This is a genomic window from Bartonella sp. CE47NXGY (assembly GCF_042195415.1).
Lineage (GTDB): Bacteria > Pseudomonadota > Alphaproteobacteria > Rhizobiales > Rhizobiaceae > Bartonella.
In genome coordinates this window covers 12,919-27,176 of the sequence record NZ_JBHIOI010000003.1, presented here as the reverse complement: position 1 = coordinate 27,176, position 14,258 = coordinate 12,919, and the positions used below count along the sequence as shown (strand labels likewise).

Sequence of the window (14,258 nt, the reverse complement as noted above, 5' to 3'; positions counted from 1 at the left end):
TCAATATGGATAAAGAGCTGTAGAAAGAAAGCCATGATATTCGAAAATTTCATCACTCAAAAACACAATTTTCTCATAGCTATTGACTTATCAAAAACTTTCTTCAAATGATGCCCTATTCATCTTATCAAATTTATAGATAAAATTTGTATCAATCAAAAAGAACAAATGAAGTTTGTTTAGTCGGTTTCAGCATCACTCTCATTAAAAGATAAAAGATTAAAACTTTGGACCATATGAGGTGGTAAAGGTGCAACAATGTCCAATATTCCTCCTGAAGGATGCGGAATACGAATACGACGTGCATGAAGATGAAGACGATTTTGAATTCCTCCTGGTAATGTCCAATTACTATCAGAAAAAAAATACTTTGTATCGCCAATGATAGGATGATCCATATGGGCTGCATGCACACGAAGCTGATGTGTTCTCCCTGTATAGGGTTCCATTTCAAGCCACGAAAGAGCCCGCCCTCGCGTATCTAAAACGCGATAGTAAGAAACCGCATGATGTGAATCTGGCTCCCCATGTTCACAAACACGCATTTTGTCACCTTGTGCAGTCATTTCCTTAACCATCCACGTTGAAATTTTGTCCTGCTTTTTTTTAGGCACGCCCCGAACCAACGCCCAATAAGTCTTTTTTGTTTCTCGCGCTCTAAAAGCAGCAGTTAAGGACTGAGCAGCTCCCCTTGATCGCGCAACAATAAGCACACCCGACGTCTCACGATCAAGACGATGAACCAAACGCGGCTTTTCACCTTTTTTATTGCGCCATACCTCAAGCATACTATCCATATGACGTGTTAAACCAGAGCCTCCTTGTACAGCCAACCCAGCTGGTTTATTAAAAACAAATACCTTTGGATCTTCATAAAGCAGCATTTTTTTCAAAACGGTCCCATCATCCTGCCCACGAAGTGTTTTATCCGTTATTGAAAGACTCTCCTTGTCATTAATAGGGAGAGGTGGAATACGAACAGCTTGCCCTATACAAAGACGCGTATCGGCTTTAACACGTCCACTATCAACCCGTATCTGACCAGAACGCAACAATTTTTGCAAAGCTCCAAAACCAAGTCCTGGATAATGCACTTTAAACCAGCGATCTAAGCGCATTCCATTTTCATCTGCCTCAACTTTTTTTATTTCTATGCCTGCCATGAAAATTCCCTTACCTGATAATTTTATTGATCTATTTTTGCGCCTTTATAAACACAAAAATTCATATTTTAGTTGGTTTTATCACACCATATTACAGTTAGTATCCAAAATTTCCTTTTCTTAACGTCCAAATTTTATTAGCTAAAAACTAAGCGTTGTAAAAATCAACAGCCTTTACGCTTAATAGCGAATGGAGATAATTAACCGTGTCCTTATTCAAAACCTATGCACGTGTTCTCACTTACCTAAATAGAGAAAAAAATGCATCCCTTTTAATCTGTACCGCTAATGTTATATTAGCTATTATCACTATTGCAGAACCTATTTTATTTGGACAAGTTATTGATTCTATTACAGACAAAACAGCTATCATCCCTACTCTTGCCATTTGGGTTTGTTTTGGACTTTCACATATTATTGCTTATGTCCTTGTTGCTCGCGGTGCTGACCGCTTAGCCCATAGACGCCGCTTAACGGTTTTAACGGAATCTTTCGAACGTATCATTGCCATGCCTTTAATTTGGCATCAACAACGTGGAACTTCCAACGCACTCCATACACTTTTGCGCGCAATAGATTCCATGTCAACCATATGGCTTGATTTTATGCGCCAACACCTCTCAACGCTTGTCGCCTTATTGGTTCTCATCCCCATCGCGTTTAATATGAATTGGCGTCTTTCAATAGTCTTGGTTGTGCTTGCCATCATTTATGTATTAATTGCACGTTTAGTGATGCGAAAAACAAAAGACGGACAAGCCGCTGTAGAATGCTATCATCATAACCTTTTTAAACATGTCAGTGATTCAATCTCTAATGTTTCCATTGTACAAAGTTATAACCGAATAAAAGAAGAAACTTCCATACTGCATCAACATACAAATGCTCTTCTTAAAGCACAAAATCCTGTTCTCAATTGGTGGGCGCTCGCCAGTGGCTTAAATCGAATGGCTTCAACAATTTCAATCGTTTGTGTTCTTCTCCTTGGAGCTTTTTTTGTTGCAAAAGATCAATTACGAGTAGGTGAAGTCGTTGCTTTTGTTGGATTTGCACAACTCATGATTAGCCGCCTAGACCAAATGAGCAATTTTATTAATTGTGCAATATCCTCACAAGCAAAACTGCAAGAATTTTTTGAAATGGAAGACTCAACCTTTCATATCAACGAACCACAAAATCTTCCTTCCCTCCAAAATGTTAAAGGCGCCATACAATTTCATCACGTGACCTATCAATTCCCAAATTCTTCTCAAGGTGTTTTTGATATTTCCTTTGAGGTTAAAGCAGGACAAACTGTTGCGATTGTAGGACCAACAGGGGCTGGAAAAACAACATTGATCAATCTGTTGCAGCGCGTATACGACCCTACCCTTGGGCATATCTCCATTGATGGAATAAATATATGCTCAATCAATCGCGAATCTTTACGCAAATCTCTAGCAACAGTATTTCAAGACTCGGGTCTTTTCAACCGTACTATTCATGACAATATTTCAATAGGAAAAGCGAGCGCAACGAATGAAGAACTTTATGAAGCAGCAAAAATAGCAGAAGCTCACGATTTTATTCTAAAAAAAGCTGATTGTTATAACACAATGGTGGGCGAACGAGGATCTCAATTATCAGGTGGAGAAAAACAGCGACTAGCAATTGCACGCGCTGTTTTAAAAAATGCCCCTATTCTCATTCTAGATGAAGCAACAAGCGCTCTTGATGTTGAAACAGAGGCACGTGTCAAAGATGCTCTCGATTGCATAAGCCATAACCGCACTACTTTTATTATAGCACATCGCCTCTCAACAGTACGCAATGCTGATGTGATACTCTTTCTGGATCATGGTCACTTAATGGAAAAAGGAAACTTTCAAGAATTGATCGATAAAGGGGGACGTTTCTCTAATTTTTTAAAGGCAAGTGGTTTAACAATCAAACCACCAGAAAGAGAAGGAGAAAATGTTATTCCCTTACATGAAGCCATAGCTTCATAAAAACGATACTCTTCATAGATCTTATGCAAAAAATGCCTCTTCAATACAATATAGAGTGCTTATATATGATACAAGTAAAAAGATTTCTAAAAATGCCACAATCCATTTTAGGTATTTAAGAAAAATATTAAAACAGTTTAGTATTTTCTCTGCTATTGCAATTTTACTAGATTAGAACAAAAATATTTTCCTATATCTGTGCATACTGACGAGTATACATTCTCATTTAGGGAAAATGTAAAGATGTAAAGGTAAAAACAATTTCCAGTTTTACCGTCTTCCTTTCACTCAGCTTTACGAATTTCAAAACGAACTAAAGTAATATCTTTTAAATAATGAATATTATGTATTGCGTTGCACTTTTGTTTATCACTTTCTTTATAGTCCTCTCATAAAGAACAGAACATCATTGTTTTGCACATTCATATAACTTTTTTTAAGAAACATTTCTCAATGCTCTTAAGCCCATTTCACAACGACATTCGTGAGTGGTTTTGATTAATTTAACATACACAGAATTTGAAATAATAAAATCCTACGAATATTCGTAGCTCTTATTCAAAAGATAAAACGATAAATTATCATTATAATTCAATATATTAAAGCAATTTTATCATAAATAAATTAGATGTTAATCTAAATCTTTAGATTTATGTGATATTCATTTGATTTATATTGATAATTCATTACTTTATAAATTGAAATAAAGATTTATAAAGATAGGAGAATATTCTTTTCCAAACCTTTTAATAATAAACCAAAAAACTGTTTTCTTGTACATAACAAGCAAAATGAAAATAATAGCTCTAAGATACAACAACTCTTTTATAAGCCTTTTCAAGGAAAGAAATTTTATTCATTTGAAAACTAATCGAATAATGATAGCTTATAACTTTATAAGGATAATCGTATGCAATAAATCTTGTATTTTTCCTTTCATAAAAAGAGATGTTTCTTCAAAAAATCTATAAGAGCAACACAATAACTAGTCTTCCTAGTAAAAGAATACACAGTAAAGCATGAAGTGCTGCATAATCTATCTTATCTTAAAAAGGTAACTCCTGAAACGCTTGGAAGCTATAAAGCCAAATGATAAAGTGGTGATAAAGACAAACACTGTTTTTATCTTTAACAATTATATTTTCCCCAATTACGCTGTATCTGCATTTCAGAAATACACCAGACAGATATTCATGATACATAGATGCCAACCAAATATAACAATGTGAAAAATACCTATGCAGAATGATTTCATTTAATTTTTTTCAAGAAAATCTTTTAGTGCCGCAAATGCCTCATCAGCTTTGTTCCCCTCAGGACCACCAGCCTGCGCCATATCAGAACGGCCACCTCCACCTTTACCACCAAGCATCGCTGAAAGAATACGAACGAGATCTACAGCATTTAACTTATCCGTTAAATCATCCGTAACACCGACAACAGCACTCCCTTTTCCATCCTCCGAGACACTAATAAAAGCAACCACTCCAGATCCAATTTGTTTTTTCTCAGAATCGACGAGCGCCTTAAGATCCCGTGGTAAAATATTTTTAACAACGCGTCCGGTAAAAGAAAACCCATTGATGATGATAATATCATCTTGGCTCCTTTCTGTTATTCCACCACTCAACATCATTTTCTTGCGTACATCATTCAATTCTTTTTCAAGTTTACGACGATCATCAAGCAAAATTCGCACCCGTTCTTCCACACCAGCAGAAGAAGTTTTTAAAAGATCAGCGATTTCATGAATACGTTCATCTTGGCGGCTAAGATAAAGACGTGCTTCTTTGCCTGTTAAAGCTTCAATACGCCGCACTCCAGCTGAAACAGAACTTTCAGAAACAATATGAATTAAACCAATATCACCTGTTCGCTCCACATGTGTCCCTCCACAAAGCTCAATTGACCAACGCTTTTTTAATCTTTCCTGTTCAAGTGGCTCCCCCATAGAAACAACGCGAACTTCATCACCATATTTTTCACCAAACAATGCCATGGCTCCTTCAGAAATGGCCTCATCTACAGCCATGAGGCGCGTTATTACTTTACTATTTTGCAAAATAATCTCATTGGCTAAATCTTCTATTTTTTTCAACTCTTTTGGTGAAACGGATTTTGGATGGGAAAAATCAAAACGCAACCGATCTGGCGATACAAGAGAACCCTTTTGTGTAACATGGTCCCCCAATGTTTGGCGTAAAGCTTCGTGTAACAAATGAGTAGCAGAGTGATTCGCACGAATTTTCTTACGACGAACAATATCAACCGTTAATTCTACACAATCAGACCTCGATGCCTGACCAGATTTCACCTCCCCAATATGGATAAAAACACCATCACCCTTTCTTTGGGTATCATGCACCTTAAAAATAAAATTTTCACCAGAAATGATACCGCTATCACCAATTTGCCCACCAGATTCACCATAAAAAGGTGTCTGATTAACAACAAGCATAGCTTTCTGATCTGAAGAAATATGATCAACAATTTTACCATCACATACAAGAGCTGTAAGAATACCTTTCGCTGTCTCAGTTTCATAACCTAAAAACTCTGTGGCCCCCACTTGATCACGAACAGAAAACCAGATTTTCTCTGTTCCAGCTTCTCCAGAACCAGACCAATTGGCACGTGCCTCCTCTTTTTGGCGTTCCATCGCTTTATCAAAAGCACCAACGTCAACAGATATTCCGCGACGACGAAGAACATCTTGCGTCAAATCAAGCGGAAAACCATAGGTATCATAGAGCTTGAAAGCAACTTCACCATTCAAATAGTCCCCTTCTTTAAGATCGGTACTTGCTTCGTTCAACAAACCAAGTCCTCGTTCAAGCGTTTTACGAAAACGTATTTCTTCTAACCTTAAAGTTTCTGAAATCAAAGATTCAGCACGTGTCAACTCAGGATAAGCTTGTCCCATTTCGCGAATTAAAGCAGGTAAAAGTCGCCACATTAAGGGCTCTTTAGCACCAAGAAGATGCGCATGACGCATAGCACGACGCATAATACGACGTAAAACATATCCTCTTCCTTCATTAGAAGGAAGCACACCATCAGCAATCAAAAATGCAGATGAGCGAAGATGATCAGCAATGACACGATGGCTGGCAATAAAATCACCCTTTGCCTCAATCCCTGTAATTTCTTCTGATGCAGCAATTAATGCACGAAAAAGATCAATATCATAATTATCATGAACGCCCTGTAAAACAGCAGCAATACGCTCTAATCCCATGCCTGTATCAATAGAAGGGTGAGGTAAGTTAACACGTTCTTCCTTGGAAACTTGCTCATACTGCATAAAAACAAGATTCCAAATCTCAATAAAGCGATCCCCATCTTCATTAGCACTTCCAGGAGGACCGCCCCATATTTCATCACCATGATCATAAAAAATCTCCGAACAAGGCCCACAAGGTCCTGTTTCTCCCATCGACCAAAAATTATCAGCCGTCGCAATACGAACAATTTTTTCATCTGGAAGACCTGAAATTTTACGCCACAGTTCAGCAGCAACATCATCACTCTGATAAACTGTCACCAACAATTTATCTTTTGGCAGGCAAAATTCCTTTGTTAAAAGATTCCATGATAAAAAAATGGCTTCTTCTTTGAAATAATCACCGAAAGAAAAATTACCCAACATTTCAAAAAATGTATGATGGCGCGCCGTATAACCAACATTATCAAGATCATTATGCTTTCCACCCGCACGAACACATTTTTGTGCCGTTGTTGCCTGCGTATAAGAAGGTTGTTCAAGTCCAGTAAAAACATTTTTAAACTGCACCATCCCTGCATTTGTAAACATAAGTGTAGGATCATTCCGCGGAACAAGCGGACTAGAAGAAAGAACTTTATGCCCATTACGATGAAAATAATCCAAAAATGTTGACCGAATATTATTAACACTATTCATGTTGACACCTGCTCAATACAGCACAAAACCATAAAAGAAAAATCCCCCCTCATTAAATCCTCTTCGCCACGCATGGAGTCAATTTAATCAAAAATGGAATATTTGTTTTAAAAAATTGAGAAAAAAATGACTGCGTATTTAAAAACTCAAACAAAAAAACAGAAAAATCTTAAAGAAAAAAAATTATAGACGAAAAAACGCCCCATCAAATGGCTTCATCACTTTCTATATTTTCTGACCCTGCATTTTCTAACAATTCAATCGCAATCAAACCAGCATTTTGGCGCAAAGCTGCTTCAATCTCTGTAGCTATTTCCACATGTTCACGTAAAAACTGCTTTGCATTCTCACGCCCCTGCCCTAAACGCTGAGAATTATAAGAAAACCATGCACCAGATTTTTCCACAACACCAACCTTGACACCCAAATCAATCAATTCACCTACTTTGGAAATACCTTCACCATAAATAATATCAAACTCAACCTGTTTGAATGGAGGTGCCAATTTATTTTTCACCACTTTAACGCGCGTCTGATTACCAACGATTGAATCCCTATCTTTAATGGATCCAATGCGACGAATATCTAAACGAACAGAAGCATAAAACTTTAAAGCGTTTCCACCCGTTGTCGTTTCAGGAGAACCAAACATCACACCAATTTTCATGCGAATTTGATTAATAAAAACAACCATACAGTTAGAGCGAAAAATTGCTGCGGTTAATTTTCGTAACGCTTTACTCATTAACCGAGCTTGCAATCCGGGCAAAGCATCACCCATTTCACCGTCAATTTCTGCTCGCGGTGTTAAAGCTGCGACAGAATCCACAACAAGCACATCAACGGCACCAGAACGAACCAACGTTTCTGTAATTTCCAATGCCTGTTCACCGGTATCTGGCTGAGAAATGAACAAGTTTTCTAAATCAACACCAAGCTTACGCGCATAAATAGGATCAAGCGCATGCTCTGCATCAATAAAAGCACAAATCCCACCACCTTTCTGTGCCTCAGCAATAGCATGGAGAGCCAATGTTGTTTTCCCAGAACTTTCTGGTCCATAAATCTCAACAATACGCCCCTTCGGTAATCCACCAATCCCTAAAGCAATATCCAAGGATAACGACCCTGTTGGAATTGTTTCAATTTCAACAACCTGCTCTTTTTGCCCAAGACGCATAATCGAGCCTTTACCAAAAGAACGTTCAATTTGTGAGAGAGCAGCATCGAGAGCTTTTGTTTTATCCACGATTATATCCTTGACCGAATTCATAATAACCTAAAACTTTAGTGTACACTGTACTTTTAATTTAACTAAAGGTTTGAGTTTAGAGTTTCACAGACTATTTCCATTCCTATCTCCACATTATGTCCATAAACATTCATGACCATCACAATAAAGAATTGGCATTGCTTATCTTATGACACATAATAAACTCCAATAAAGTAATATCTCTATGGGAGCATAGTTAACATATTTATATCTCTCTAGAAAAGGAACAATTTAATTTTAAACACAATGTTCTACAACCCTTCTGCTTATCCCTTTGATTAAATACTTGAGAGACTAAGAATTCTCCCGCTATTGATCACACAAAAAACGCATCATCAATCAACCTCATACCCTATTGCATCGAAGAACAAAACGCTATTGTGTTGCATATTCATGCACTTGATTTAAGAAACATCTCTCAAAACTTCCAAGCTCATTTTGTGACAACACCTATGAATGTGGTATACTGCAAAACCCTTTAGGCACCACCATCTTTACTCTATAGAAGGAGCAAGCCGGCACCATCACACTATTTATCATCCTCCAATATTGCAACAGCTTTCGGCACTTGAGACAATTCATAAGAGGGATTTTTAGTCTTTTCTTGTACAGTTTTTATCACACGCTAATCCTGCTTGTAGCATGCAAGCGAATAACTTGATTGCTTCAACAAATAACAGACTTGGGATGAGAGAAATTTACGGTATTTGAAACTTTCATTCAACTTACGAAACAGTCAATTATCATTATAAGTCAATATATTATTTAATAAAACCAAAAAAAAATAAAGCAGCTTAAAAGTTGAATGATATATTTAAATTTGAAAAAATATGCACTTTTGAAGATATCAAAAAAATCTCTACAAGCAATGCAATAAATTGTTTAAAATATAAGCTAAATTTCTCATACAATAACATAAGAGATCAATAAAAAACGTATTTCAACTCAAATTTTATTTTGATCTTTACGTTTTTTGCGCAACTGTTGCCACCACTCAAGACGTTTCACAATTTCACGCTCAAAACCACGCTCAACTGGTTTATAATAACTCTGACGTCCAAGTTTTTCGGGAAAATATTCTTGTCCTGAAAAAGCATCTGGTTCATCATGGTCATAACAATAACCACTTCCATACCCTTCTTCCTTCATAAATTTCGTAGGAGCATTAAGAATATGCTTAGGAGGTGGTAAAGAGCCATTTTTGCGTGCACAACGCAGTGCTGCTTTATACGCAAGATATGCTGCATTTGACTTTGGCGCAGTTGCAACATAAAGACATGCTTGCGCCAAGGCCAACTCTCCTTCTGGTGATCCTAAATAATCATAGGCATCTTTTGCTGCATTACAAATGACAAGAGCTTGAGGATCCGCCAAACCAACATCTTCAACGGCCATACGAACCAATCTTCGCCCAATATAGAGAGGATCTTCACCAGCATCCAACATACGTGCCAAATAATAAAGCGCAGCATCAGGATCAGATCCACGAACGGATTTATGCAACGCTGAAATGAGATTATAATGCCCATCTCGTCCTTTATCATAAATAGGCGCACGACGCTGAATAACTTTTTGCAAAGCAACAACATCAAGAATCTCTCCCAATGGCGCAATAGACCAAACTTCCTCTGCCAATGTTAACGCAACCCGCGCATCACCATCAGACATCTCTATCAAAACGTCTCTGGCATCATTATCCAAGGGAAGAGTTTTTCCCTCCACTTCTTCAGCACGCCTCAAAAGCATGTCCAAACTTTCATGATCATGAGAAAGAAATGTTAAAACACGTGCACGCGAAAGAAGGGCAGCATTCAGTTCAAAAGAAGGATTTTCGGTTGTTGCACCTATAAGTACCACAGTACCCTCTTCCATCACAGAAAGAAAACTATCCTGCTGTGCACGATTAAAGCGATGAATTTCATCAACAAAGAGAAGTGTTTTATCCCCAGATATAAAACGCCTCTGCGCAACTTCAAAAATCTTTTTAAGTTCAGAAACTCCTGTAAAAATAGCAGAAACCTGTTCAAACGCGAAATTTGTTTCAAGGGCTAACAAACGTGCAACGGTCGTTTTTCCCGTCCCTGGAGGTCCCCAAAAAATCATCGATCCAATTGAGTCAGTTGCCGCCATACGTGAAAGCAAACCATCCTCTCCAATCAAATGCTTTTGTCCCACAACATCATTGAGAGAACAAGGGCGCATTCTTTCTGCAAGTGGCTGATTTTTATTAACTTGAAAATCAAACGACGAAGTAAAAAAATCTTTCTTCAAAAAAAAACCTCAACGAATAAATTGGCGAATATACATACCATCACGTTCATATTCCAATTGCCACATATTTGAGCGACCTTGCATAAGAACCTTTTTCAACTGATGAACTGTTTGAATTTTATGGCCATTTACAACACGTAGAATATCTCCTGACTGAAAAATTCCAGCTGCATTGCTCATTTCCTCAAGATTGGTAATCACAACCCCTTTTGCAGATATAGGAAGATGAAAACGTCGACTATTTTGCGGTGTTAAATCTAACACCTCAGCACCAGCAAGAGGACTGTCACCCGTAATTTTTTCAGATTTTAAAAATGCAGTTTCTGATATTGATGAAACTGTTATTTGTGTTTTTAAAGTTTTTCCACTTCGTAAATATTCCAAGGCAAGACTATGCTCAACGTCAGCTGTCATCAAACGATAACCAAGACTATCTGGACTGTCAACGCGTACCCCCTGCACACTCAAAATAACATCACCTACTTTCAATCCAGCTTTTTCAGCAGGACTATCTTTGATAACTTCAATAATCAGAGCACCATAGGGACGTTCTAAACCTAAACCACCAGCAATATCGGCTGTAACATTTTGAAAAGAAGCCCCAATATAAGGCGGCACAAAATATTTTCCACCGCGTTTAACAGTATCAAGCATCACTTTTACAAGATTAACTGGAATAGCAAAACCAATCCCTACAGAACCACCGGAACGCGAATAAATAGCCGTATTAATTCCGATTAACTGACCTTTCATATCAATTAAAGCGCCACCAGAATTCCCTGGATTAATGGCTGCGTCTGTTTGAATAAAAAAGTCAAAATCAGAAATCCCAACACGTGTACGCGCTTGCGCTGAAACAATACCACTTGTAACTGTTTGACCAACACCAAAGGGATTACCAATAGCAAGAACAAGATCACCAACTTCAACAGTATCAGAATTTCCCAAAGAAAGAACCGGAAATTGAGCATCTTTTTCCTTAACTTCAAGAATTGCAATATCAGTTGCTTCATCTTTGAGCACGACCTTACTCTCAAACTCCCGTCCATCAGAAAAAGCCACTTTAATTTCGCTTGCATCTTTAATGACGTGGTAATTTGTAACGATCAAACCACGTGCATCAACAATCACCCCTGATCCTAATGACGATTGCTTACGAACAGGAAATTTATTTTGAAAACGACCAAAAAATTGCTCAAAAAATGGATCGCCTTCAAAAGGTGATCGAGCTCTAATTTGTCGAGCTGCATAAATATTTACAACAGATGGAACTGTCTTTTTAACTAAAGGAGCAAATGAAAGGGTGATTTCTGTTTGTGTTTGAGGAACATGAGCATATACATGATCAAATGATATCTGCATCATAATTGCAAAAAAAATCCGCACCCAAAAAGAATACCTCATAATCCACTCCTTATAAAATCAGCACATTCTGTTGAAGATTAATAGAATAAAAAAACGTATCCCCGCAAATTAAGGACCTCTATTAATATTTCATAATAGAGAATAAAAACAACCTATTTGAACAATAAATATTATAAAAATAAGATAATTCAATATTCTATAATTTTCTCTCTGCACCTATTTCTCAACTAAAACAAACTTAAAAATGCTCACAAAAAAACCGCCCAAGACAAGGCGGCCTTTAAAAATCCAACAGAATAAAAAACTCTACGAAGATGTTCCCTTTTCATTCTCAGAAGCTTCCATGCGAGCACGATCCCCAGCACCCTTCGCTTCAACATCACGATCAACAAATTCTATAACAGCCATGGGCGCATTATCACCGGTACGAAACCCCGCTTTCATAATACGCAAATACCCACCGTTGCGTGATGCATAACGTGGCGCAAGCGTATCAAATAATTTTGCAACCTTTCCTGCATCACGAAGTGCTGCAATAGCTTGCCGACGCGCATGCAAACCACCACGCTTACCAAGAGTAACGAGTTTTTCAACAATAGGACGAATTTCCTTAGCCTTTGGAAGTGTTGTCACAATCTGCTCATGCTCGATCAACGAAGTTGCCATATTTGCAAACATCGCTTTACGGTGACTGGCAGTACGGTTCAACTTGCGTCCTGACTTACTATGGCGCATAAGCCCTCTCCTTAAATTCTAATTTTAATATTGATCTTCATAACGTTTTGCAAGATCATCAATGTTTTCAGGCGGCCACGCAGGAATCTCCATCCCAAGATGTAAACCCATACACGCCAAAACTTCTTTAATCTCATTCAACGATTTGCGACCAAAATTCGGTGTCCGAAGCATTTCAGATTCTGTTTTTTGAATCAGATCACCAATATAAACAATATTATCATTCTTAAGACAGTTTGCCGAACGAACTGAAAGTTCTAATTCATCCACTTTTTTGAGAAGTGCAGGATTAAAAGAAAGCTCAGAATCAGCCTCTTCAACAGGCTCCTTCTGTGGCTCTTCAAAGTTAATAAATAACGATAATTGATCCTGAAGAATGCGTGCTGCAAAAGCAACAGCATCCTCACCATTAACAGCACCGTTTGTTTCAATCGTGAGCGTTAATTTATCATAATCGAGAACTTGACCTTCGCGTGTATTTTCTACTTTATAAGATACCTTACGGATAGGTGAATAAAGACTATCAATTGGAATAAGCCCTATACGTGCATCATCAACACAATTACGATCAGATGGAACATACCCCTTTCCTGTGTTGACAATAAATTCCATACGAATTTCAGCTTCTTCATCAAGAGTACAAATAACATGATCTGGATTTAGAATTTCCATATCCCCAACTGTACTGATATCTCCCGCTTTCACGACACCAGGCCCCTCTTTATAAACGACGACACGTTTAGGCCCTTCTTCTTCCATACGAAGCGCAATTTCTTTTATATTCAGAATAATATCCGTAACATCCTCACGCACACCTGGAATCGATGAAAATTCGTGCAAGACACCGTCAATCTGCACAGCAGTAATAGCAGCACCACGAAGCGAAGATAACAAAACGCGACGAAGCGCATTTCCTAACGTTAAACCAAAACCACGCTCAAGAGGTTCAGCAATCACACTTATAATATTTGGATTATCATGTGCACATGATTCAACCTTATTGGGTTTAATAAGTTCCTGCCAGTTTTTCTGGATCATATTTTTATTCCCGTTCTTTAGTTCCGTTACCATTCAATCGTAACGACCAATGTGAACATCAGAGAAATCTCCGACAACAAAAAACAACACCCAATTAAACACGCCGCCTTTTCCGCGGACGACATCCATTATGAGGAATTGGTGTTACATCACGAATAGAAGTAATGACAAAACCAACAGATTGCAATGCTCGTAGAGCAGATTCACGCCCTGATCCAGGTCCACAAACTTCAACTTCCAAAGAACGCATACCATGCTCTTGCGCTTTTCTTGCACAATCCTCCGCAGCAACTTGAGCAGCAAAAGGTGTCGATTTACGCGCACCTTTAAACCCCTGAGCTCCCGCAGATGACCAAGCAATTGCATTACCCTGAGCATCAGTAATAGTAATCATTGTGTTATTAAATGTTGAATTAATATGCACAACACCCGATGAAATATTTTTACGTTCGCGACGACGAACACGTGTGGCTTCCTTGGCCATAATTTCCCTTTCAACGATC

At 38.0% G+C, this 14,258-nt stretch carries 9 protein-coding genes; 1 reads left to right on the top strand and 8 read right to left on the bottom strand.

The features are described 5' to 3' along the window. Window positions 1–179: 179 nt before the first annotated feature. Entirely contained in the window at window positions 180–1,163 is a 984-nt protein-coding gene (locus ACFIL3_RS02135) for an RluA family pseudouridine synthase (protein ID WP_375632409.1), read from the bottom strand. Window positions 1,164–1,369: 206 nt separating this feature from the next. Between ACFIL3_RS02135 and ACFIL3_RS02130 the strand changes: the two genes are divergently transcribed. Continuing rightward, window positions 1,370–3,151, top strand: coding sequence for a glucan ABC transporter ATP-binding protein/ permease (locus ACFIL3_RS02130; RefSeq protein ID WP_375629013.1), 1,782 nt, complete (start codon window positions 1,370–1,372; stop codon window positions 3,149–3,151). A gap of 1,255 nt (window positions 3,152–4,406) precedes the next feature. On the opposite strand, the gene alaS is transcribed toward ACFIL3_RS02130, so the two are convergent. From alaS to rpsK, 7 genes are all read right to left on the bottom strand, one after another. Beyond that, window positions 4,407–7,073 carry an alanine--tRNA ligase gene (gene alaS, locus ACFIL3_RS02125; protein WP_375681803.1) on the bottom strand — a complete coding sequence of 889 codons (2,667 nt, stop codon included), beginning with the start codon at window positions 7,071–7,073 and terminating at the stop codon, window positions 4,407–4,409. 205 nt (window positions 7,074–7,278) lie between these two features. Beyond that, complete coding sequence (recA, locus tag ACFIL3_RS02120; RefSeq protein WP_273791424.1) at window positions 7,279–8,322, bottom strand: recombinase RecA; 1,044 nt, start codon at window positions 8,320–8,322, stop codon at window positions 7,279–7,281. 969 nt (window positions 8,323–9,291) lie between these two features. Next, a complete protein-coding gene (locus tag ACFIL3_RS02115) occupies window positions 9,292–10,617 on the bottom strand; it encodes a replication-associated recombination protein A (RefSeq protein WP_375681802.1) in 1,326 nt (441 codons plus the stop codon). 9 nt (window positions 10,618–10,626) lie between these two features. Beyond that, complete coding sequence (locus ACFIL3_RS02110; protein ID WP_375681801.1) at window positions 10,627–12,021, bottom strand: DegQ family serine endoprotease; 1,395 nt, start codon at window positions 12,019–12,021, stop codon at window positions 10,627–10,629. A gap of 267 nt (window positions 12,022–12,288) precedes the next feature. Beyond that, window positions 12,289–12,717, bottom strand: coding sequence for a 50S ribosomal protein L17 (gene rplQ, locus ACFIL3_RS02105; protein WP_273791421.1), 429 nt, complete (start codon window positions 12,715–12,717; stop codon window positions 12,289–12,291). A 24-nt stretch (window positions 12,718–12,741) separates the two neighbouring features. Beyond that, a complete protein-coding gene (locus ACFIL3_RS02100) occupies window positions 12,742–13,755 on the bottom strand; it encodes a DNA-directed RNA polymerase subunit alpha (protein ID WP_375611485.1) in 1,014 nt (337 codons plus the stop codon). A gap of 94 nt (window positions 13,756–13,849) precedes the next feature. Continuing rightward, complete coding sequence (rpsK, locus tag ACFIL3_RS02095; RefSeq protein WP_007347762.1) at window positions 13,850–14,239, bottom strand: 30S ribosomal protein S11; 390 nt, start codon at window positions 14,237–14,239, stop codon at window positions 13,850–13,852. Window positions 14,240–14,258: the final 19 nt, after the last annotated feature.